Raw genomic sequence first — 21,968 nt, forward strand, 5'->3', positions numbered from 1 at the left:
GAAGAGAGTCTACTGTTAATATAAAAGTTCAATTGGTTTCACTTTCTACATATCAAGCGTCCACTACGAAATAACTCACGTATACCTTTTATCGTGGAAGCTTAATCTGCTTATTTTCTCTTGATTCTTTGTATAAAACAATTGTGCTCCCGATTACTTGAACGATTTCAGCTCGTGCACCTTGTGCAAGCTCTTCTGCAACTTCACGACGATCAAATTCACAGTTTTGTAATACGCTCACTTTAAATAGTTCACGAACTTCTAACGCTTCTCCAATTTGTTTCACCATATTTTCATTTACGCCACCTTTTCCTACTTGAAAAATCGGTGTTAAATGATGTGCCTTTGCACGTAAAAATCTTTTTTGCTTTCCTGTTAACATATAATTAGCCTCCAAGCTCTCTCATTACTAATTGTTTCATTCTATCAATATTCGGCACGCACCCTGTCCACATTTCAAATGCAAGTGCGCCTTGATAAACGAACATATCGATTCCATTTTGAATTATTGCACCTTGTTCTTTCGCATCGCCTAAAATTTTCGTCTCAAATGGATTATAAATAATATCAGAAACAATCGTTCCTTGTTTCAACGAACGAATTTCTAGCGGTGCATATTCAACATGCGGATGCATGCCTATCGTTGTTGTTTGGATGATAATATCATATTCCCCTTGGATTTCCGCTGCGCGTTCTAGCGATAGAGCATGTGAACTAACATTTCCCATGCATCCAGCAATAAGAATTTCCGCCTTATCTACAGTACGATTAGCAATATCAATTGCTTTCACACCTACATCTGCAAGCGAAAAGTAAATAGCTCGACTAGCACCGCCTGCACCGATTAATAAAATACGTTTCTCTTGAAGTGGATCTTCACTAATTGACTGAAGGGCACGAACAAAACCAATTCCATCCGTATTATACCCAATCAATTTTCCATCTCGATGGACTACCGTATTTACTGCACCGATTTGCTCTGCTAGCGGGGCAACTTCATCTAGATACTCCATAATTGCAACTTTGTGAGGAGTCGTTACATTAAATCCTGAAATGCCTAATGCTTTTAAACCTTTTACTGCTTCCCCTAACGCTTCTTCTTCTACAAGAAACGCATGATAATGGGCATCCATATTCAAGTGTTCAAATGCATCGTTATGCATAACGGGTGATAATGAATGTCCAATTGGATTTCCGATTACACCATATAATTGTTTCATAAATCCCTCTCCATATTAAATTAAAGATTTACGTAATGAAACACTTACTCCTTTTGGTACATGAGCAACAATTTTCGCTCCTGATTCATTTACAGTAACCCAGCCCAATCCAGAGAATACAACGTCCGTTTTCGGCTCACGAATATTAAATTCATATTTCACAAACTCAGGCATATTTTCTAATTCTTCTGGTGTCGGTGGATTCAATAATTCCCCAGCATGTCTCTCGTACAATTCATCAGCCTTTTCAAGCTTTGTGCGATGGATTGTTAAACGGTTTGAGAAATGACAAGTGAATGCACGACGGCCTCCACTTACATAATCAAATCGTGCTAATCCGCCAAAGAATAATGTTTGTTCCTCATTTAATTGGAATACCATTGGCTTAATCTCTGTAGTTGGTGTAATAAGCTTTAAGCTTTGTTTCCCAACATAATGTGCCATTTGATGATGGTTAATAATACCTGGCGTATCAAATAAAGAAGATTCTTCGTCTAATGGAATATCAATTAAATCAAGTGTTGTTCCCGGGAAATGTGATGTTGTAATTACATTCTCAGTCTCATCACTAAACTCTTTAATCATACGGTTAATAAATGTTGATTTACCAACATTCGTACAGCCAACAACATAAACATCTTTGCCTTCACGGTAATACTCAATTGCATCCGCAAGTTCAGTGATTCCTTGCCCTTTAGCTGCACTGATCAAAAAGACATCTTCTGGTTTTAAACCAAGTTGCTTTGCACTATAACGCATCCAATGTTTTACTTTATCATGCTTAACTGACTTTGGAATTAAGTCAGCCTTATTCCCAACAAGTAATACTTTATTATTCCCTACAAAACGATGTAAGCCTGGTAACCAGCTACCATTGAAATCGAAAATATCTACGATTTTGACCACTAGTGCGTCCGATTGTCCAATTCCATTCAAAATACGAAGGAAATCATCATCCGTTAAAGATACATCTTGAATTTCGTTATAATGTTTCAAACGAAAACAACGTTGGCAAATTACTTGTTCTTTTTCTAAAGATGATGCAGGAGCGTATCCTACTTCATTTTTATTTTCTGTTTGAATTTCTACACCGCAACCAATACATTTAATTGTTTCAGTCAAACTTTATTCCTCCCAATTAATTAAGCCTTTTTTCTTCATGTTTCTCATAATTCTTCGTTCAATTTTTCGATTAAAGCGTGTTACCAATCCGTCTGTTTGCGCTACTGGTACAACTAAAATTGTATGAAGTCCCACACGATTCCCACCGAGCACATCCGTTAGTAACTGATCTCCAATTACTACAACTTCATCTGGTTGTAAATGCATCTCTTGTATTGCGCGCTTAAAGGCACGAACAAACGGTTTACGCGCACTATGAATAAACGGAATACCTAATGGGTCAGCGAAGTCTTTAACGCGTTGCTCGTTATTGTTTGAAACGACCGTTACTTGAATATCATTTTCTTTCATTTTCAAAAACCACTCTTCAAGCTGTGGTGTTGCGTTTGGACGATCCCATTCAATTAAAGTGTTATCTAAATCAGTAATAACTCCTTTAATTCCACGCTTTTTCAAATCTTCTGGTTGAACATGATATACATTTTTCACATATTCATTTGGTAAAAATAACTTCAATTTCTTTCACCTCTTTGAGGATTTTTCATAAAATTTTTCGACAACATTTTTCGATAGATAACCTGTGGATAAACTTGTACACACTTTCCACATTAATTTTTCAGTTAATTTGGAATTTACTAACATTCTATACACATTTTATCCACTGCGGTATGTGGATAACCTCTTGTTTGTGACTGTCATATTTTTTTGGTACATTAAATGCAACAACGAATCAATCCTTATATTATTAGGAGGTGACTCACCTTGAAAACAAAACATATGGAACAGTTATCTACTGAGTTACTCACTGAGTCTTATTATAAAGCAAAAGAACTAAAATTAAATCCCGACTTCATTTTACTTATAAAACAAGAAATTATTCGACGCTCGTTAGAGGACAAGCTCGTCAAATCTTCTTGAGTACATATAGATTGCTGATTGACCTGTAAAAAGAGCCATCCTGCGATGGCTCTCGAATAAACAAGTACTCCCATCTAGGGGATTTCTTCATTAAGCATCTTTGTCCATATTTCTTAATTAGAGCTTCATAAGCATATTATAAAATCTTTTCTTTACTTATGAGATAATCGTGTTGCAATTTTTTCACCCAGACGCAGCTCTTGTCCACTTGTCAATTCCTGCACTGCTTCAATCATATCTTTTTCAAATAATAAAACAACTGTTGAACCAAATGTAAAGTATGCCATCTCTTCACCTTTTTGAACAGTACTTCTTTCATGAAGGAGCTCAATACTATTAACAAACATGGCACCTACTTTTACAAGCGCCATATGTTCACCTTCACTATTTACTTCTGTAACAGAGCGATAATTTTTTGACAATGGTTCTTTCCCATACTCCATACCCGCTGCATTTACCGGATATGATTTTCTGCCAAGTACAAATCTTTCAGTGACAGATCCAGAGAGCGGACTATGAATACGATGATAATGACTTGGACTCAAATAAATTACCATGTATGTACCGCCTGCATATCGCTTTGCACGCTCTTCATTACCTAGCATATCCACAATTGAATAACGCTTTCCTTTTATATCGAATGTTTTTGTATCCTCAATAGGACCTTGATCAGCAAAAACACCGTCAACAGGACTAACGATACTCGATGCATCTGCATCAATACTACGCTTTCCTTCTTTTAGCCTACGCGTAAATAAATCATGCAATGTTTGATATTCCTTCAAACCCTTTTCCATCTCATCTTGATTAATTTGAAAAACTTTCGCATACGATGGAATAATGATAGAGCTCAAACGAGATTGTGCAAATTTACGTAATATATAAGAAGTAAAACGACCATTTGTAAGTTCGATCATAAGTCGATATAATGTACGTCGCAAATTACGAAACCTCCTAACCAGTCTATAACTTTAGTTTCTCCTTCTTTTCTCTCTATATCATATGTAAAATTGGTTCTTATTCCCACATATAGCATGGAGCCGTCTCGTTATACATGAAGAAAAACTAAGTATAATTTTTATTCTTAAATTGTTTAGCACCTTCTAATATTACAGATAGAACCCGCCATTTTCAACAGTGAACATGTATTTCTTCTTAGAGCAGCTCGTTTTCTTTCCTTTTTACAGAAGAAAAAGCAGCCGCTTTTGAAATACGGTTGCCTTTCCTATACTCTATTCTTTTGCTTTCTTCTCTTTCTCAGCCCGCACAAATTCATGGAACATTTTCATTAAAGCACGCTTTTCAATTCGCGATACGTAGCTTCTTGAAATACCGAGTGCCTTCGCAATCTCCCTCTGTGTTTTCTCTTTATCAAGCCCTAGTCCAAAACGCTTCACAATTACTTCTTTCTCTCGTTCGTCTAAAATATCGATATACTCTTTAATCTTTTCTAACTCCATACTAAGCTGAATCATATCAATTACATCTTCAGATTCTGACTTTAATATATCAATAAGCGATATTTCATTGCCCTCTTTATCTTGCCCGATTGGATCATGAAGTGAAACATCTTTTTTCGTCTTCTTCAGCACACGTAAATGCATCAAAATTTCATTTTCGATACAGCGTGCTGCATATGTCGCAAGCTTAGTTCCTTTCCCTGCAGAATAACTCTCGATCGCTTTAATGAGCCCAATTGTACCAATTGAAATTAAATCTTCTGCATCTTCACCGGTGTTTTCAAATTTCTTAACGATATGAGCTACAAGCCGTAAATTATGTTCAATTAAAAGATTTCTCGCTTGAGCATCACCTTGCTCCATTAACTCTAAGTACTTTCTCTCATCATCTGATGATAACGGCTGCGGGAACGCATTGTTCTTCACATAAGAAACAAATACAAACACTTCTCGAACCATATATCCAATTGCGGCGAATAGACTCAAACCTTTCACCTCCGCCAAAATAGTGGTCTTTATTATGTGTATGTGGGCGTGAGGTTGTTTGTGTCTGTACGATGTTTTTAAGCTTAATATTTGTCTCACAAAGCCTCAATACGTATACTTAAACAACAGATAGGAGGGTAAAATGTGAAATTATTTATTACCTTCTTGTACCTGAGTAGCTTGTAAGAGATGAACTCCTTGTACGCTCTTGCAAGCTGCTTGTACTACAAGGAGGGATTACATATATGAAATTTGAAAGAACACGTGCTTATACAAGACACCAACGTCAGCGTACGATGCGCCGAAAGATGATTATCGCAAAACACGCATGGGGACATACTCCTGAAACAGCTGGTATTTTTGCAAAAGGAAAAATTCACTGCTCCTGTGGAATGTGCACAATAAAATGGAGAACAGAAGGACCACCTGCTAGTGTACAAAAGTGGTTATACAAAATTGATACATACGAAGAATAAATCGTTCTTTCTAAAAAAGGGCTTCTCTCGAAGACCTTTTTCTCTATTTAAAAGCTTATTTGCTCCAAATTTTCTCCCCAGTACGCGCATCGATATAACGAATTTCTCGACTACAATCGAAAGGTTCTTTATGATTTTCATCCGTCGTTTGTTTATACAGCAGCTTGTATTTCGTTTCCTCTGCAGCATTATCTAAAGACCATTCTAGTCTAACTCGGATGGCCCCTCTGTATATTTCTAACGCTTTTTCTTTTGCTACTGTTGGTGTTGTTTCATATGTGAGCAAGTCTTTTATAAGATTACTAGATTCTCCTGAGTAATGCATCACAGCACCATTCTCTGCATTGATGTTGACCATTATATATTCTCCCTCTACATGAATGTCATTTACATATATCGAAAAGGAAAATCTCTCTATCCCTTCTTCTTCCTCATCATGTTCATCCCAAAGACGAAGATATTCCGTAACATCTGGAGTAACTCGTTCTAAAAATTGAAGTGCTTTTTGTAAACATTCCTCTCTAGATAATATTTGTTTCGCTTCTTTATCTTCTGTCAGTTTTATAAAACCAATTAATGCATTGGTTGATTTATCCCTAGTAGTTCCAACTAAATTATTATATTTTAACATCGGTAAATGCTTTTTAAAGAATTCATTCATTAAATATGGATTCTTTTCTTCTTTCTGTTTTTGCAACTCCTCTTCCGGGACAAATTTCATCCTTATTGCATCTTCTTTTTCCGTCTCATCTACTTTTGTGAAACTTTCTTTATCCCAGTCAAACAAATCGAATATATCATCTTGTCGACTACTTTTTTCCGGTTTGGTAACAGCTACTGTTGGAGATAATTTATAGTGATCTGGTCCAAACAAATTCTTACCTGTACTTGCATCAATAAACGCATGACTAGGTTCCGGTTCATATACAAGATGGTACCCTTTTACTTCTTCTCCATTTTCATATTCACATGAGGAGTATGTTAAATCAGCAAATACAAGTCTCATATCTTGTCTAGCCTTGAGGTTATCTAAAACAATGCTCTCATCAACAATTTCAATTGGCCATAACGGTTTTTCCTGTATACTTTCCCCTCCGTTATAATGCAAGTTCACAACATTACCTGAAGGATGAACTCGCACAACACATCCTGTATCCGGTAATAGATATCCTTTCACTTCCTGCATATAATTTATTTCTTTCCAACCACGCCAGTCATCCTTAATTGACACATATGTATAAAATTCTAATCCGTCTTCCACATATTTTTTATAAATACATTTGCAACCTCTCTTGCCTTATTCTCCTCTATCACTTCTTTATCACTCGAAAAATAATTTTCATCATCTATCCTGAATTCAAATAGATTACCAGTATGCCTATTTAATGAAATTTGTATCTGTTTCTCCTCATCCTCTTTATGCCCCCACCATAATAAATGATGCGGATCATCCACTCCTTCTTGATCATCTACAACAAGACTGTATTCATCTGGAATTTCAATAATATGAGCCACTTGCTCTTTTCTTTCTTTATCTTTTTGATTCATCATACCCTCCTCCTTATTACAATTTAAGGTAATTATAACAAAAAAAGACTAGAGGAATCTCTAGTCTTCTACTTCGTTTCACGATGTAACGTAACTCGCTTTAATCGTGGACAATATTTTTTTAGTTCAATGCGCTCTGGATTGTTTCGTTTATTCTTTTTAGAAATATAGTTACGATCACCGCACTCCGTACAAGCTAATGTAATATTTACACGCATATGTATTCTCCTTTCTTTCAAAGATTGCAACTAAAACGTAATGATTACGATTTATATATTATATAACTTCATTCTATTTGTCAATTGCAAAACAAAAGGATTCTATATGTCCTTCTCAACAATCATAAATTCGAATTTATATTAATTTATGAAGATGAATAACTGAAATTAAAACCTTTAAATTGCGACAATAATTTTTATTTACAAAAAAAAGACAAAAAACTGAAACAATTAGTTCATACGAATTTCACATGAATCTATTACTATAGGAATTGTACATAGCGAACTTACTAACAACTGCGTTTATTAATATATAAAATTTCATTTGAAAGGAGTTGAAAATATGAAAACTAAATATCGCTTTATGATTTCATCATTTGCTGCTTGCGCCTACATGATTTGGTGTTTAGTATAATAACAACTTCACTTGTAAATAAGAAAAGGTGTGTATATAAATGGAATATAACCAATCAACAGTTAACTACTGGAAAGCTTTTGTACTACCTTATACATTCGCTTTAGAAGAGTTAAAAACTAAATTTGAAATTATGAACCGGGAAGCTCAATTTTTAGAGGATTACAACCCGTTTGAACATATAAAGACGAGACTTAAACAACCCGAAAGTATCATTAGGAAGCTTGAGCGTAAAAACTTATTACCAACAGTTGAAAATGCTCAAACACAATTACAAGATATTATTGGTATCCGTATTACATGTTGCTTTGTAGAAGACATTTACCATTTAAAAGAGGTTATTGAAAATCGTGAAGATATGGAAATTGTAGAAGTAAAAGATTATATCGCTAACCCAAAACAAAACGGATATAAAAGTCTACACATGATTATTAAATATCCGTTATCACTAAATTCTGGTACGAAAGATGTCTTTGCTGAAATCCAATTACGTACACTTGCGATGGACTTTTGGGCAAGTTTAGAACATAAACTGTACTATAAATATGAAGGAAATATACCTGATTATTTGAGAGATGAACTACATGATGCGGCTATGAAAGCTGAAGATCTCGATAATAAAATGGCGACAATCCGTCAAGATATTGATGATATTGAAGCATGTTCAAATCAAATTTTATTACCACTTTAAAAAGGTTCTCTCTACGAGAACCTTTTTTATTTCTTTTCTATCGTACGAACCTCTTCAATTTTCCAGCCTGCCTCTTCTTTTCCAAGTGCATACTGTACTTTCTTCTGCAAAATAACTCCCCCGTCTACTTCTTTTTCCTCTGTTTCAACGATAACAAGTCCCTCTTTAAGAGCTTTCATATTCATACGCTCTAATTCAATTTTCTTATTTCCCTTTTGAAACGCTGCTTCCTTTTGTGTTTTTAAGTCTTCAGCACTAGGCATCTTCTTTGAAAATAACTCCATATGTTCAGCAAGATTTTTTTCATTCGTCGTCCGTACAAATGCCTCAATAACATCTTGAATGGATTTCTCTTCTTCTTTCGTTATATGTACCTTTTCCTCAGTTTTTTTAGCAGATTTTTGTTCTATATTATTCTCTTGAGATTGACATCCAACTAGCAATAATACAAATACTAAAAGGAATCTTACTTTCCCTAAAAAAATCCTCATCTTTCCATCTCCTAAAAAGAAAAGTGAGGCATTTCGCCTCACTTTCATTTATAATTAGCGTCTTCCTTTATTCGGATCGCCACCGCCAACAATGTCAAAGACACGTTTAGCTATATTTGTATTCTCTTGAACACCAGAGAATAAGTATTTACCTGGGCCAAATGCATACACGTTCACATCTTCACCTGTATGTCCACCCGTTGTCCAGCCTGTAACCGAACGCTTATTGAAGATATCTTCAATTGCATTATCAATCTTTGTTACATCTTTTGATGGAGCTATATCATTTACAGCTTTAATTTCTTCTGGTGTTAACTGTAAATCAATATACTTTTTCAATGTTTCTTCTACATTTGCACCTTTTGCAATCTCATTTGCCATAAAGTCTGGTGTACGTTTCGCAGCTTTAATCGGTTCTACTTTAAAGTTATACTCACCATTCGCACCTAAAGATAAACCGCCAGTAGAATGATCCGCAGTTGCAACAACTAATGTGTTCTTATCTTTTTTCGCAAACTCAATTGCTGCTTTAAATGCTTTTTCGAAGTCTTCCATTTCACTCATTGCACCGACAATATCATTATCATGTCCAGCCCAATCAATTTGACTACCTTCGACCATTAAGAAGAAACCATCTTTATTTTTGTTCAAGCGCTCAATCGCCGCATTTGTCATCTCTTCTAATGACGGTGTTTTATCATTACGGTCAATCATTTTATCTAAACCACCTGGTGCAAATAAACCAAGAACTTGATCACTTTTATCATTTAATAATTGATTACGATCTGTTACATAACTATAACCGGACTTCTTAAACTCTTCTGTAAGATTGCGGTCTTTTCTAACAAAGTTATTGACGCCACCGCCAAGCATAACATCTATTTTATGCTTACCTTTAATTTTCTCATCAAAGTAATCATTTGCAATTGCATCCATATTTTTACGACTAATATCATGTGCACCGAAAGCGGCTGGCGTTGCATGCGTAATTTCAGAAGTCGCAACGAGCCCCGTTGATTTCCCTCTTTCTTTCGCTTGCTCCAACACTGTTTTCACTTCAGCTTTATCATTATCAACTGCAATTGCTGCATTATATGTTTTTATACCTGCTGACATCGCAGTTGCTGCCGATGCAGAGTCTGTAATATTTTCATGTTCATCTTCTGGATATGTTTTTTGTGTTCCTACAAGATGCTTATCAAATTCTGTAGATTCCATCTCAAATGTTTTTGGATTATCTTTCATATAACGATGAGCTGTCATATATGAAGGCCCCATACCATCCCCAATTAATACAATGACATTTTTAATTTTTGCATTGTTTCCGTTCTCATCTGCATTAACCTCACTAGAACGCGTAAAATTCCATGTCGCTACCGAAGTAACTGCTAACGACGCCACAACTGCAAATGGCCATGCTTTTTTTACAAACTTTTTCACTGTCTTGTCCCCCTAATTAGGTTATTCATTTCCCACTATTCAATCTAATAGAAGACTATTAAGATAAAAGTAGTTATATGTAAATTTTTTGTTAACTTATGTAAATATCAGTTATAATTTGTATAACTTTGTCCTTTCATATCAAGCATAATGTCCTTTACAAACTAAATATAAACAAATTGGATTTCTTTTAACGTAAATCGATTACTTTACATTTTGTAACATTCTGTTCTCTACTTTTTTTCTAATTTGAATAGAAATGTGGTGAATCTTTATGGAAACAGTAAAACTAGACAAATCTGCCATTCCAGATTTACTCTCTCTTTGCGAATCTATCGGATGGTTACAACATGAAGCCTTTATGAAAGAACAATTCCATATGTATCTTTCAATTGGTACAATTTTTGGCTATGTACATAAAAATAAACTTATTGCAGCTGGAGGGGTATTTCCATTTGATCGTGGATTTTCTTCTATCGGTATGTTAATCGTACATCCTGATTTTCAAAGACAAGGAATCGGCCGTATTTTGCTAAACAACAGTTTAGCTCTAACTCATTCATCGCTTCCTATTCTGCTCATTGCAACAAAAGCTGGTGAACCTTTATATCAATCATATGGATTTCAATCAATAACAACAATTCATCGTTTCGAAAAACAAGCGAATCACATAAGTACAAAGTCTGTTCCCATAAAACAAATTCAGAAAAATGATCTTCCTTCTCTTGTTTTTCTTGATCAAACTGCGACTGGTGCTCATCGTTCTAAGCTTTATTCATCGCTACTATCGAGAGCAACCTACTCATTTAAAATAGAACGGGATAATCAAATCGATGCTTTTGCTTTATGCATACAAAAAGGAGATGTGCTATGTATTACTCCACTTATTTCAAAAACAGAAGAAGACTCTATTCACTTATTAGAAATAATTTGTAAATCGTGGAATGGGACAATACGCATTGATGTCCCGCATTCACAATTCATATTCCGCCAATTTCTTCAAACAGCAAATTTCCATGAAGTACTTCTTTCACCTCTTATGATAAAGAATGGTGATCAACTTCCTGGAAATCGTAATATGCTATTTGCTATGATAGATGCAGCGTTATGTTAGAAAGGGGACAACTAATTGAAGCGACTTAGCTATTTTATAGCGAGCTGTCTGACTCTTACATTACTAGTAGGATGTAGTGCAGCAGAAAAGCCCGTAGAACAAGTAAAAAATACAATTACCGCGAAATTAACTACAGAAGAAAAAATGGTTGAAATAGATGGACAAACTATTTACTTTAAGCAAATTGGCAGCAAGAAACCACCTTTACTTATGATCCATGGATTTGGTGGATCATCAGATGGATTTCAAAAGATTTACTCAGATTTAGCAAAAGATCATACGATTATTTCTGTTGACGCCTTAGGATTCGGACGTTCCTCTAAGCCGATGGATTTTTATTATTCTTTCCCAACTCATGCAAATTTGTATTATAAGCTAATGAAAAAACTAGGTTATGATACATTCGCAATACTTGGTCACTCCATGGGCGGAGAAATTTCTCTTAATTTAACATACTTATATCCTGATGCGGTTACCCATCTTATTTTAACTGACGCTACAGGCGGGCCTCACTCATTAGTGAATAAGCAGGGATCTCCTAAACCACAATTATCGACTGATTTAAGTACAGTTTCTTCTATTGCAGACTATGATGAGAGCAAAGTTAACTTCAAGCGTAATGATGAAGAACATTATAATAAAATGAAGTTGTGGCCTAGACGTCTTCAAATCAATGCAAATGAAATTAAGCAGCCAACTTTAATTATATGGGGAAGAAATGATAGTAGCGTTTCTTGGAAAGAAGGAGAAACTTATCATCAATTCTTAAAAAATAGTACTTTCCATATTATCGAAAAAGGTTATCACGCACCATTTCGTCAAGAGCCACAAGAATTTGTAGGGTATGTAAAAGATTTCTTCGAAAAAAATCCTATAAGTGCTGAAAAATAAACGGGTATCTCATGTTGAGATACCCGTTTTCATATATTAAGCAGCTTGCTTTTGGCGTTTTGGCGTTTTTGATCCTAGTACTTTTGGAATAATGAAGCCATCAACTCCAATTTTCCCAGCATTCATACCAGAAACAAGAACGAACATCGATAAAATAACCATCTCAGGGTTCACACCAATTGACCCACTAAACATATAGGAAAAGTTCATTACAAGACCGAAAAAGACCGCTGTTTTTGTTAAACAGCCTACAATTAAACCAATTCCGACTAAAATTTCTCCCCACGTCACAAGTGTATTAAATAAATCAACGTTTGGAATTGCAAAATCTTGTAAGAATGATGCCCACCAAGATTGAACAGCTGGTTGTGCTCCTTTAGATTTTTCAATTGCACCTTGTAAATAACCAGTTGCATCGAATCCCTTGCCTTGTAGTTTACCGATTCCAGCCATTACCCATGTGTAACCAAGATACACTCGAACTATCGCTAATACAAAAGAAACTGCTTTGTTTTCTCTTAAAAATTGAATAATCATATCTTCCTCCTAAAGTTGTAATTAAGTCAGTTACAGATAATATAATAACATTAGTTGCTTACTTTTGAAATGTTAATTATGAATAATTTGTGAAACACATAAAAAACATTAAATACTAACGTTTATATAGTAACTTTTATTACCCGCAAAAACTTGAACATATCATACCACAAGTGATAATCATTTTCATTGAAGAAAATGTAAAAAAAATGTGAGTTAAATGTGAAACACATTCATTCGAATATAGAACAAATGCGTTTCACGTTGTTTATATACTCGAAATGTACATGTCCCCTCATCGATTAATCTCGCTTCTCGAACAGCTTCTCCTAACGTGTTGTCATGGTTAATAAGCCTGTAAAATACGCGTATTGTAAACATAAGTCCTAAGTTTCCACCTACATAATCTATCGATCTAACATACGATTTTGCATCATCATGTAAAATTGATTCTACTAGCTTCAGCTCCCAAAATTTACACCAACCATTTACAATATGTATAATATGCAATTTTGCATATTACTTAATTTCCGCTACGCCAAAGTATACCCTCTGCTCGTTTAAGTCGTATACATTCCCCCTAACTCTTCCATTACAAATCCCCTACCCTATAAGTCAATTTCATACATACCCGTTTCTTTCAAAAAATCTGCTCTAGTTAAAGCAACTTTCTGTAAATATTGCCTATACGCTGTAATTGTTCCATCATGTGAAACGATACAAATTTTTTCTGCTTTTAACTGATCGCACCAATGCAGAAATGCATCTACTATTTGCTGAAATTCCTTCTCTGAGATGATATTGATTCCCTCATTCCATAACAATTCATTTGTACTTTCTTCTAATGAAAAATATGGAAATGAATTTTTAATTATCTTTCGATCTAACAATTGATCGCATGGCAATGTTTGGGCGGATTCCCGATAAGGAAAAATACGCGGGGATACATATGGATGAACAATTTTTTGACAAGCAACTTCCGCACTCCATATTGTCGCAGTTTGTAAAGTTCGAAGTGTAGGACTAACGATTAATATATCCTTTTCTTGTAATGGTACATCGCGCTGAAGCAATTTTGCCTGCTTCTTTCCCACACCCGTCAATGACGGATTCACCACTTGTAAACTTAATGATAAATCTTTCGTATGCTCACCTTCACCATGCCGAACAAAGACAAGTTTCATTCTCCTCTTCCCCTCACTATGAAATAATCTCACATATTTCTTCCCTATTTTTTTCTTTACTCCTGCTATTTTAAAAAGCAGAATGTAAAAAGTATTTGACATCAATATTTGGAAAACATTACAATTATATATGTAAAATACTTTTTACAATAAGGGGAGGAATACAAATATGAAATGGATTATCATCTTTATCGGAATAATCATATGGGGATACATAAATGGCTTCTTTATTAGTGATAAAACTGCTAATCCCTGGATTACAGATGATGAACGTAAAACGAAAATTAAACAAAAAGCAATTATCGCAAGCTGGTCCGGTGTTTTCATATTTTGTATCATGAACCTCTTAAACAAATGGTTAGGTTTAGGAACGAGCGATACATCACCTTATTTACCAAATCCTGTCGCAACTATTTTTAAAGAAAATGTAGAGTTACAAATTTTACTTATGTTATTCATTACGTATGGACTATTTTACTTATACTACCGAAGAAAATTAAGCGCTTAACTTTTATCTCATGATTATCCTCCTAAATGGTTATAGTAACTAGGACGCAATGAAAAAAGGAGAGATATAAAAAATGAGTAAATCAAATGACTTTTTAGATACATTACATGAAAAACAAGCAAAAGATGAACAAAATAGAAAGCACCAAGGTAACGGAAACCCTGCGAAAAAAAAGCCAAATAAAACACATAAGTAACATTGAAAAACCAGCCTACAAATTATATTTTAGGCTGGTTTTTTTACTCGTCTTTAACCGAAACGACATCTTCCCAATTCCATTTCTCATAATACCACTCTGGTACATCTATATTTTCAATCCACTTCTTTTCATGTTTTCCATCGTTATGAGCAAGCCATGCATCAGCTTTCTTACGATTCGAACGGAGCCACATTAATTGGTTGCTCTTCTTAATAAAAATAGGATTATAATCACCTTGGCTATTAGGTGGCTTTGTAATTTGATTTTGTTCATCGTTTATACTATTTACTTCATATAAAGATGGTAGTGGTCTTTTTTCTAGAGGGACCGATAGCTCTGCTTCCTTTGCCCTTGAAACGATAATTACATTATCGTTCTTCCATGTGAAATCCCAATCAACATAGCCTTTTGGAGTAAATGTGTGCTGCTGTAATGCCGGCAGTTCTTTTACTTTTAAATGTTTATTCTCTAATGCAACTCTCCCGCTTCCTTCAATATAGGCTAATATATTTTTTGATGGCGCCCATTTGAACCATTGTGTGTTTAATAACATTTGATCTACTGTTTCAAAACGACTGCCGTCTGATCGAATTAAGCAAAGTGTATTACTATCCGCTGACAAAGAAGCTGTTGGTACTGCCAAAAACGAAATCCACCTTTGATCTAGCGACCACTTAAATCCACTTCCAACTAATGCTAAAAAGTCATCATGCTCATTCGGTAGTGCATATAAATGTTTCATCTTATGAGGATTCATATTTGCATCCTTTTGTATTTCATATAACTGAGCACCTGTCCATCCTGTTGGAATCAAGTGCGCTTCTGATGATACAAGAAATTTCTTACCATCAGGATACCATGCATAGTCACCTACACCATTGGCTACATTTTCAAAATCTGCTTTCTTTTTTTCAGCATCAAATATATTTAATGTACGTGCAAATACAAAGGCAATTATATTCTCTGTTGGTGACCATTGATAATTCGATGCTTCTGATTGAGATGGTGTAACTTTCTTTCCATCTTTCAACCGATACAGTTCGAAATGATTTCGCTTCTTTCCTTTTGCATATGCAAGCCACTCTCCATTATGTGACCATTTCGGCCCTGTTATGTACTCTCCTTTTGTAATTTGTTTTTCTTTCTCACCAACTTTAATCCATAGATTATGATTACGAATAAAGGCAACTTTCACTTCATGGTTTTCTGCGCCTTTAATCGAACTGGAACAGAAAAAAAGGAACAAAATCATGATTACACTTACTATAAATCTTTTCATATAGCACCCCCATTTTCCATCTTTAGCATTCCTCATATTCCGCTTACTATATGCAAATTTTACCCATTCGACATAATCCCCAAAAATTTCTTGGGAAATTTTCAATTCAAAGAGGATTGGTATGAATTATGTCGAAAATATAGTTTAGACAACATTCGTTTTTATATTTAATGATAAAAATGTAAGATAACTTTTCTGAATATTGGCACTTTTTATTAGGGGGAGTTTCAATGAAAAAGACTACATCTACACTATTAAGTATGGCGCTCGTCTTTTCGAGTTTTGGAGCTTTAAGCGCCCATGCTGAGTCACTGCAAAAAGAGAAGCAATTTAGTCCACAGTTAAAAGCGAATATTGAACAATGGGGCGAAAACAAAATCGCGCAAAATGTTGAAACAAAAACATCAAAAGAAATTTCAGTCATTGTAGAATTGCAACATGCTCCACTCGCTTCACAAAGTAACATTCAGCATGCTCCAGACCTAAAAAATAGCAATGTGCAATCATACCATGCACAACTAAAAAAGGCACAAGAGGATACAACAAAAAAAATTAAAGAAAAAGCACCGAAGGCAACGATAAAAGAAACATATAGTACATTATTTTCTGGTTTTTCTATTTCTATCCCAGGAGATCAAGTTGCTGCTTTAGCTTCTTTACCTGAAGTAAAAGCAATTTATCCAAACTTAACATATAAGTTACATGAAACATCAAAAAGCCCAGCGGATCAAGAAACACCAAATGTTGGAGGTCCTACAGTTGGTGCACCTGAGGCTTGGAATTTAAAAGATCCAACTGGCAAACCCCTTGATGGAAAAGGGATGAAAGTCGCTATTATCGATTCAGGTGTAGACTATACCCATCCTGATTTACAAGCAAATTATATTGGTGGCTATGATACAGTAGATGAAGATAATGATCCGATGGATGGAAACGTCCACGGTACCCATGTTGCTGGAATTATTGCTGGTAACGGAAAAATAAAGGGAATTGCTCCGAACGCTTCTATACTCGCTTACCGTGTCATGAATGATGGTGGCACTGGTACGACAGAAGATATTCTTCAAGGTATTGAGTGCGCTATTCAAGATGGCGCTGACGTTTTAAATTTATCTCTTGGTCAAGATTTGAATGTCCCTGATCAACCTGTAACAATGACGTTAGAACGTGCAGCAAAACTTGGTGTTACTGCAGTTGTTTCAAATGGAAATGATGGACCAAAGCCTTGGTCTGTTGATGCTCCTGGTAACGCAAGTAGTGTCATCTCTGTTGGCGCATCTACTGTTTCTATTCCATTCCCAACATTCCAAGTAGCTGGTTCAAATAAATCTTACCAAGGATTACCGTTATCAAAAGCAGATTTCCAAGTAGGAAACGATGCTCAGCTTGTCTATGTTGGCTACGGTAATTCAAGCGATTACGCGAAACAAGATGTGAAAGGTAAGTTCGCCCTTGTTTTACAAGGAACTTCGAGCACGTTAGTAAAGGCAGAACAAGCAAAACAAGCTGGCGCTCTCGGTGTGCTACTAATTTCTAACGAAAAAGAAATTAATATTATGCCCGAATATTTGGGCCGTGAAGATATAGCTCTTCCAGTTATGCAACTATCAAATACAAATGGCGAAGAGTTAAAAACTTTAATTACAAAACGAAAGAAAAATATAAAAATTGGACAACCAAACAAAACCGAACTGATTGGTAACTTCAGTTCAAGAGGACCATCACAAGGTAGTTGGCTTATAAAGCCTGATATTGTTGCACCTGGCGTACAAATTACTAGTACTGTCCCAAGAGGTGGCTATGAATCTCATAATGGGACAAGTATGGCTGCGCCGCAAGTAGCAGGAGCTGTTGCCCTGCTCCGTCAAATGCACCCTGATTGGACGACAGAACAATTGAAAGCAGCTCTTGCCAATACTGCAAAAACATTAAAGGATGTCAATGAAAATACATATCCTGTCATGGCACAAGGATCTGGTTTAATTAACATTCCAAAAGCAGCTCAAACAGATGCATTAGTGCAACCTAACAATGTAAGTTTCGGTCTTATTAAACCTAATAGCGGTAAAGTGAAGTTAACACAAAATATTACGTTACAAAATCTTTCTAACAAAAAGAAAAACTTTTCAACTCGTATTGAATTACTAGATACAAAAACAAAAATCCAAACTTCTTTCCCTTCTTCTATTAGTTTGAAACCAAATAGTAACATCGAAAAGCCTTTTACTATTACTGTAGATAGCTCCTTACCACAAGGCGTATATACAGGAAATCTATATGTAAAAGAACAAGGAAAAACTGAAGAAATGCGTATTCCGTTTACATTTAGCATCGATCCGAAAGAATACAAACGTATTGATGGCCTTGAAATCGTTAACTCTACTTTCAGTCCAAATAATGACAAAATACTAGATGACAACCTAATCAATTACTATTTAGTTACACCAGTTGAGGACATAGCGTTTCATGCCAATTTAATTACGAAAGACCGTGTGACATATCAAGGCACGGTATATCAAGGTAAAAACGAAACACCAGGTTATAAATCTTTCAAATGGAATGGTACAAAAACTGACGGATCTCCTCTACCTGATGGCTTATACCAAATCGAAGCTGTTGCTTCTAACTCTGGTGGAGAAACGAAACAAACAGGGGCTGTATTTGTCGATCGCACTGCACCGAAGTTATCGTCTGAAGTAGATCAAGAAAACCTCGTAATTAGAGGGAAAGTAGATGATATACTTTTAGATTGGATGACAGAATCCGGATGGGTTGCTCCAGGACATCCAGTAACGATACAATATGAAATTAACGGAAATGGTGTGTGGGAAAGTGCGTTCCTGAACCCTTGGGAGAAAAGTTACGACATTTATTTCGATCGTAACCAATTACAACAAGGAAAAAATATAATTCACATTGTAGCAACTGATGCAGCCGGAAATATAACCAATTTAAACGTTGATTTGGAAGTAAAGTAATAATTTTTTGTTGACAATCTTTTAAAAATAGTTTTATAATACGAAACATAGTTTAGTTGAACGAATTATATATCGGCTTTGAAGGAATACTAGTAGCGACTTATATCCCTGTCTCAGAGAACTGATGGTTGGTGCAAATCAGTACATATACAAGCGTGAATTACAATTCTGGAGCTTCTTTCCCGTAGTGCACATAATGCATGAAGAGGAAGACGGAGTTTTTCCGTTATCTTAAAGTGAGTGGTAAACAATTTTTATGTTTACAATTAGGGTGGTACCGCGATTTTTATCGTCCCTATCGGATTTTCCGATAGGGGCTTTTTTGCGTCCTTCCCTTTTATACAACTTCATATATACGCATTGAAAGAATCGCAGTAGTATATTATATCCCTGTTACAGAGAGCTAGTGGTCGGTGGAAATTAGCACATATATAAGTACGAATTACAATTCTGGAGCTTCTTTTTCGTAGTGCTTTTATGCATGAAGGAAAAGACGGAGTTTTTCCGTTATCATGAATTGAGATGTAAGTGTATTTTCACTTACAAATAGGGTGGTACCGCGATTCTTTCGCCCCTATCGGATGTTCCGATAGGGGCTTTTTCTATTTCTCACAGAAACAAATGTTAAATAATTCCGAATCTTATGATAAAATTTTATAAACGCTTACAATTTTGAGGGGGTGGTACAAGCTATACGAAACCGATATTTAATTTTATAGAAAAAAAGGAGGATGTCTAAATGACAAAGAAAACAGAAATTCCATCGCATTTAAAACCATTCGTATCCACACAGCATTATGATCAATACACACCGGTGAATCACGCTGTATGGCGTTACATTATGAGACAAAATCATAGTTTCTTAAAAGATGTTGCTCATCCAGCCTATGTGAATGGACTACAATCATCTGGTATTAATATAGATGCAATCCCAAAGGTAGAAGAAATGAATGAATGTTTAGCACCAAGCGGCTGGGGAGCTGTAACGATTGACGGACTTATTCCTGGCGTAGCATTCTTCGATTTTCAAGGACACGGATTACTACCCATCGCAACGGATATTCGTAAAGTAGAAAATATTGAGTACACGCCGGCTCCAGATATCGTACACGAAGCAGCAGGACATGCACCGATTTTACTTGATCCTACATATGCAAAATATGTGAAACGCTTCGGACAAATTGGTGCGAAAGCTTTCTCCACAAAAGAAGAACATGATGCGTTTGAAGCTGTCCGTACATTAACGATTGTAAAAGAAAGCCCTACTTCTACACCTGATGAAGTTGCCACTGCTGAAAATGCGGTAATCGAAAAACAAAACTTAGTTTCTGGTTTATCAGAAGCTGAACAAATTTCACGTCTTTTCTGGTGGACAGTAGAGTACGGCTTAATTGGAAATATTGACGATCCAAAAATCTACGGTGCTGGCCTTCTTTCCTCTGTCGGCGAAAGCAAACATTGCTTAACAGATGCTGTAGAAAAAGTTCCTTTCTCAATTGAAGCTTGCACAGGGACAACTTATGATGTGACAAAAATGCAACCACAGCTATTTGTTTGTCAATCATTTGAAGAGTTAACTGAGGCGCTTGAGACGTTCTCTGAAACGATGGCATTCAAAACAGGTGGCACAGAAGGATTAGAAAAAGCAATTCACTCCGAAAACCATGCAACAGCTGAGCTAAATAGTGGATTACAAATTACAGGCACATTCAACGAAACAATTGAAAACGATGCAGGTGAAGTTATTTACATGCGCACAACTTCGCCAACGGCATTAGCACTTCATAATAAACAATTAGCGAATCATTCTACATCTGTACACAGTGACGGCTTTGGAACACCAATTGGATTACTCAATGAAAATACTGCATTAGAAAATTGCACAGACGAACAACTACAATCATTAGGAATTACAATTGGAAATATTACAGAGTTTACTTTTGCAAGTGGTATTCATGTAAAAGGAACAGTAACAGCTATTGTAAAAAACGATAAGAAAATTGCTCTTATCTCCTTTATCGATTGCACAGTTACTTATAACGACCGCTTATTATTTGATGCTTCATGGGGCGCATTTGATATGGCTGTTGGCTCAAAAATCACTTCAGTATTCCCAGGAGCAGCAGATGCAGCATCGTTTTTCCCAACTAATGAAGAAACAGAAGAAACTCCAACACCTCTTACATTAACTGAGCTGGATCGTATGTATCAAACGGTTCGTGATATTCGAGGTGAAGGTACTTTACACGACGCGTATGTCGAGCAATTAGTAGCAATTCAAGAGGTATTAAATAAATTTTATGCGAAAGAATGGCTGCTTCGCCTTGAAATATTAGAACTACTTTTAGAACATAACAAAGGGCATGAAACATCAGCAGCATTATTAAAGCAACTTTCTACTTTCACAACTGACGAAGCTGTAACACGCCTTATTAACAATGGTCTTGCGCTACTACAGGTAAAGGATGTGAAAAATGATGCTACGATTAACTGAAGAAGAAGTTCAAGAAGAATTATTGAATGTAGATAAATGGATGGTAAAAGATGAAAAATGGATTGAAAGAAAATATATGTTTTCCGACTACTTAAAAGGAGTCGAATTTGTCTCTGAAGCCGCCAAACTATCAGAAGAACATAATCACCATCCATTTATCCTTATCCAGTATAAAGCAGTTATTATTACTTTGTCATCTTGGAATGCAAAAGGTTTAACGAAACTAGATTTTGAACTTGCGAAGCAATTTGATGAACTATTTTTACAAAATGAAAAAGCAATTATAAGAAAGTAAAAAA

The 21,968-nt window shown here is 35.5% G+C and carries 22 protein-coding genes, 2 pseudogenes and 2 other annotated features; of the genes and pseudogenes, 10 read left to right on the forward strand and 14 right to left on the reverse strand.

Annotation, left to right across the window (positions count from 1 at the left end; translation table 11 throughout):
• Positions 1-88: 88 nt before the first annotated feature.
• The 4 genes from yhbY to ACP6L7_RS18545 are packed head-to-tail and all read right to left on the reverse strand — an operon-like array spanning position 89 to position 2,858.
• A complete protein-coding gene (gene yhbY, locus ACP6L7_RS18530; RefSeq protein WP_000955223.1) occupies positions 89-382 on the reverse strand; it encodes a ribosome assembly RNA-binding protein YhbY in 294 nt (97 codons plus the stop codon).
• Positions 383-386: 4 nt separating this feature from the next.
• Positions 387-1,220, reverse strand: coding sequence for a shikimate dehydrogenase (gene aroE, locus ACP6L7_RS18535; protein ID WP_097830636.1), 834 nt, complete (start codon positions 1,218-1,220; stop codon positions 387-389).
• Positions 1,221-1,235: 15 nt separating this feature from the next.
• Complete coding sequence (gene yqeH, locus ACP6L7_RS18540; RefSeq protein ID WP_000140802.1) at positions 1,236-2,342, reverse strand: ribosome biogenesis GTPase YqeH; 1,107 nt, start codon at positions 2,340-2,342, stop codon at positions 1,236-1,238.
• 3 nt (positions 2,343-2,345) lie between these two features.
• Positions 2,346-2,858: a YqeG family HAD IIIA-type phosphatase gene (locus ACP6L7_RS18545; RefSeq protein WP_097830635.1), complete on the reverse strand. Its 513-nt coding sequence runs from the start codon at positions 2,856-2,858 to the stop codon at positions 2,346-2,348.
• A gap of 246 nt (positions 2,859-3,104) precedes the next feature.
• Here ACP6L7_RS18545 and ACP6L7_RS18550 point away from each other — a divergent pair, with 246 nt between their 5' ends.
• Entirely contained in the window at positions 3,105-3,260 is a 156-nt protein-coding gene (locus ACP6L7_RS18550) for a sporulation histidine kinase inhibitor Sda (protein ID WP_000850094.1), read from the forward strand.
• Between the two features lie 152 nt (positions 3,261-3,412).
• Here ACP6L7_RS18550 and ACP6L7_RS18555 read toward each other — a convergent pair whose 3' ends face one another.
• On the reverse strand, positions 3,413-4,201 hold the full coding sequence (locus ACP6L7_RS18555) for a phosphatidylserine decarboxylase (protein ID WP_071747392.1): 789 nt from the start codon (positions 4,199-4,201) through the stop codon (positions 3,413-3,415).
• Positions 4,202-4,492: 291 nt separating this feature from the next.
• Positions 4,493-5,206, reverse strand: a complete 714-nt coding sequence (gene sigK, locus ACP6L7_RS18560; RefSeq protein WP_000051382.1) for an RNA polymerase sporulation sigma factor SigK — start codon at positions 5,204-5,206, stop codon at positions 4,493-4,495.
• 245 nt (positions 5,207-5,451) lie between these two features.
• On the opposite strand from sigK, the gene ACP6L7_RS18565 reads away from it, so the two are divergent.
• The gene (locus ACP6L7_RS18565) at positions 5,452-5,682 is read left to right on the forward strand and encodes a hypothetical protein (protein WP_097830634.1); all 231 of its coding nucleotides are present in this window, start codon (positions 5,452-5,454) and stop codon (positions 5,680-5,682) included.
• A gap of 55 nt (positions 5,683-5,737) precedes the next feature.
• On the opposite strand, the pseudogene ACP6L7_RS18570 reads toward ACP6L7_RS18565, so the two are convergent.
• Positions 5,738-7,233, reverse strand: a pseudogene (locus tag ACP6L7_RS18570) (YcdB/YcdC domain-containing protein).
• 65 nt (positions 7,234-7,298) lie between these two features.
• A complete protein-coding gene (gene rpmG, locus ACP6L7_RS18575; RefSeq protein ID WP_001265617.1) occupies positions 7,299-7,448 on the reverse strand; it encodes a 50S ribosomal protein L33 in 150 nt (49 codons plus the stop codon).
• 455 nt (positions 7,449-7,903) lie between these two features.
• Here rpmG and ACP6L7_RS18580 point away from each other — a divergent pair, with 455 nt between their 5' ends.
• Positions 7,904-8,554, forward strand: coding sequence for a GTP pyrophosphokinase (locus ACP6L7_RS18580; protein ID WP_097830633.1), 651 nt, complete (start codon positions 7,904-7,906; stop codon positions 8,552-8,554).
• Between the two features lie 26 nt (positions 8,555-8,580).
• Here ACP6L7_RS18580 and ACP6L7_RS18585 read toward each other — a convergent pair whose 3' ends face one another.
• Positions 8,581-9,045 carry a hypothetical protein gene (locus tag ACP6L7_RS18585; RefSeq protein WP_097830632.1) on the reverse strand — a complete coding sequence of 155 codons (465 nt, stop codon included), beginning with the start codon at positions 9,043-9,045 and terminating at the stop codon, positions 8,581-8,583.
• A gap of 54 nt (positions 9,046-9,099) precedes the next feature.
• On the reverse strand, positions 9,100-10,485 hold the full coding sequence (locus tag ACP6L7_RS18590; RefSeq protein ID WP_097830631.1) for an alkaline phosphatase: 1,386 nt from the start codon (positions 10,483-10,485) through the stop codon (positions 9,100-9,102).
• Positions 10,486-10,759: 274 nt separating this feature from the next.
• Between ACP6L7_RS18590 and ACP6L7_RS18595 the strand changes: the two genes are divergently transcribed.
• The gene (locus ACP6L7_RS18595; protein ID WP_097830630.1) at positions 10,760-11,599 is read left to right on the forward strand and encodes a GNAT family N-acetyltransferase; all 840 of its coding nucleotides are present in this window, start codon (positions 10,760-10,762) and stop codon (positions 11,597-11,599) included.
• A gap of 15 nt (positions 11,600-11,614) precedes the next feature.
• The gene (locus ACP6L7_RS18600; RefSeq protein WP_097830629.1) at positions 11,615-12,490 is read left to right on the forward strand and encodes an alpha/beta fold hydrolase; all 876 of its coding nucleotides are present in this window, start codon (positions 11,615-11,617) and stop codon (positions 12,488-12,490) included.
• A gap of 36 nt (positions 12,491-12,526) precedes the next feature.
• Here ACP6L7_RS18600 and ACP6L7_RS18605 read toward each other — a convergent pair whose 3' ends face one another.
• The 3 genes and pseudogenes from ACP6L7_RS18605 to ACP6L7_RS18615 form a co-directional block, all read right to left on the reverse strand.
• Positions 12,527-13,027 (reverse strand): DoxX family protein, encoded by a 501-nt coding sequence (locus tag ACP6L7_RS18605; RefSeq protein ID WP_097830628.1) that lies wholly within the window; start codon positions 13,025-13,027, stop codon positions 12,527-12,529.
• Positions 13,028-13,243: 216 nt separating this feature from the next.
• Positions 13,244-13,626: pseudogene (locus ACP6L7_RS18610) on the reverse strand (hypothetical protein); the annotation flags it as partial.
• Positions 13,627-13,635: 9 nt separating this feature from the next.
• Complete coding sequence (locus tag ACP6L7_RS18615; protein ID WP_097830626.1) at positions 13,636-14,211, reverse strand: histidine phosphatase family protein; 576 nt, start codon at positions 14,209-14,211, stop codon at positions 13,636-13,638.
• Positions 14,212-14,380: 169 nt separating this feature from the next.
• Here ACP6L7_RS18615 and ACP6L7_RS18620 point away from each other — a divergent pair, with 169 nt between their 5' ends.
• Together ACP6L7_RS18620 and ACP6L7_RS18625 are read left to right on the forward strand one after the other, a co-directional pair.
• Positions 14,381-14,719 carry a phosphoglycerate mutase gene (locus tag ACP6L7_RS18620; RefSeq protein WP_097830625.1) on the forward strand — a complete coding sequence of 113 codons (339 nt, stop codon included), beginning with the start codon at positions 14,381-14,383 and terminating at the stop codon, positions 14,717-14,719.
• Positions 14,720-14,792: 73 nt separating this feature from the next.
• A complete protein-coding gene (locus ACP6L7_RS18625) occupies positions 14,793-14,915 on the forward strand; it encodes a DUF4023 domain-containing protein (RefSeq protein WP_097830624.1) in 123 nt (40 codons plus the stop codon).
• A gap of 43 nt (positions 14,916-14,958) precedes the next feature.
• Here ACP6L7_RS18625 and ACP6L7_RS18630 read toward each other — a convergent pair whose 3' ends face one another.
• Positions 14,959-16,197, reverse strand: coding sequence for a TolB family protein (locus ACP6L7_RS18630; RefSeq protein WP_097830623.1), 1,239 nt, complete (start codon positions 16,195-16,197; stop codon positions 14,959-14,961).
• Positions 16,198-16,427: 230 nt separating this feature from the next.
• On the opposite strand from ACP6L7_RS18630, the gene ACP6L7_RS18635 reads away from it, so the two are divergent.
• The 3 genes from ACP6L7_RS18635 (at position 16,428) to ACP6L7_RS18645 (ending at position 21,964) form a co-directional block, all read left to right on the forward strand.
• Positions 16,428-19,175, forward strand: coding sequence for a S8 family serine peptidase (locus tag ACP6L7_RS18635; RefSeq protein ID WP_097830622.1), 2,748 nt, complete (start codon positions 16,428-16,430; stop codon positions 19,173-19,175).
• A gap of 69 nt (positions 19,176-19,244) precedes the next feature.
• Positions 19,245-19,475, forward strand: a binding site (T-box leader).
• Between the two features lie 51 nt (positions 19,476-19,526).
• Positions 19,527-19,754 (forward strand) — a binding site (T-box leader).
• A 160-nt stretch (positions 19,755-19,914) separates the two neighbouring features.
• Complete coding sequence (locus tag ACP6L7_RS18640; protein ID WP_097830621.1) at positions 19,915-21,669, forward strand: aromatic amino acid hydroxylase; 1,755 nt, start codon at positions 19,915-19,917, stop codon at positions 21,667-21,669.
• On the forward strand, positions 21,650-21,964 hold the full coding sequence (locus tag ACP6L7_RS18645) for a 4a-hydroxytetrahydrobiopterin dehydratase (protein ID WP_097830620.1): 315 nt from the start codon (positions 21,650-21,652) through the stop codon (positions 21,962-21,964). The genes ACP6L7_RS18640 and ACP6L7_RS18645 overlap by 20 nt, the downstream gene beginning before the upstream one ends.
• The last annotated feature ends 4 nt before the right edge of the window (positions 21,965-21,968 follow it).

This window comes from Bacillus silvicola, assembly GCF_050524305.1.
GTDB lineage: Bacteria > Bacillota > Bacilli > Bacillales > Bacillaceae_G > Bacillus_A > Bacillus_A cereus_AT.

Excerpts from the sequence above, each read along its gene's own strand:
- ACP6L7_RS18620 (WP_097830625.1), top strand. The coding sequence starts at position 14,381 with ATGAAATGGATTATCATCTTTATCGGAATAATCATATGGGGATACATA.
- yhbY (WP_000955223.1), bottom strand. The coding sequence starts at position 382 with ATGTTAACAGGAAAGCAAAAAAGATTTTTACGTGCAAAGGCACATCAT.
- ACP6L7_RS18605 (WP_097830628.1), bottom strand. The coding sequence starts at position 13,027 with ATGATTATTCAATTTTTAAGAGAAAACAAAGCAGTTTCTTTTGTATTA.
- ACP6L7_RS18585 (WP_097830632.1), bottom strand. The coding sequence starts at position 9,045 with ATGAGGATTTTTTTAGGGAAAGTAAGATTCCTTTTAGTATTTGTATTA.
- ACP6L7_RS18635 (WP_097830622.1), top strand. The coding sequence starts at position 16,428 with ATGAAAAAGACTACATCTACACTATTAAGTATGGCGCTCGTCTTTTCG.
- rpmG (WP_001265617.1), bottom strand. The coding sequence starts at position 7,448 with ATGCGTGTAAATATTACATTAGCTTGTACGGAGTGCGGTGATCGTAAC.
- ACP6L7_RS18630 (WP_097830623.1), bottom strand. The coding sequence starts at position 16,197 with ATGAAAAGATTTATAGTAAGTGTAATCATGATTTTGTTCCTTTTTTTC.
- ACP6L7_RS18645 (WP_097830620.1), top strand. The coding sequence starts at position 21,650 with ATGATGCTACGATTAACTGAAGAAGAAGTTCAAGAAGAATTATTGAAT.
- ACP6L7_RS18615 (WP_097830626.1), bottom strand. The coding sequence starts at position 14,211 with ATGAAACTTGTCTTTGTTCGGCATGGTGAAGGTGAGCATACGAAAGAT.
- ACP6L7_RS18580 (WP_097830633.1), top strand. The coding sequence starts at position 7,904 with ATGGAATATAACCAATCAACAGTTAACTACTGGAAAGCTTTTGTACTA.
- aroE (WP_097830636.1), bottom strand. The coding sequence starts at position 1,220 with ATGAAACAATTATATGGTGTAATCGGAAATCCAATTGGACATTCATTA.
- ACP6L7_RS18625 (WP_097830624.1), top strand. The coding sequence starts at position 14,793 with ATGAGTAAATCAAATGACTTTTTAGATACATTACATGAAAAACAAGCA.
- ACP6L7_RS18640 (WP_097830621.1), top strand. The coding sequence starts at position 19,915 with ATGACAAAGAAAACAGAAATTCCATCGCATTTAAAACCATTCGTATCC.
- ACP6L7_RS18565 (WP_097830634.1), top strand. The coding sequence starts at position 5,452 with ATGAAATTTGAAAGAACACGTGCTTATACAAGACACCAACGTCAGCGT.
- ACP6L7_RS18595 (WP_097830630.1), top strand. The coding sequence starts at position 10,760 with ATGGAAACAGTAAAACTAGACAAATCTGCCATTCCAGATTTACTCTCT.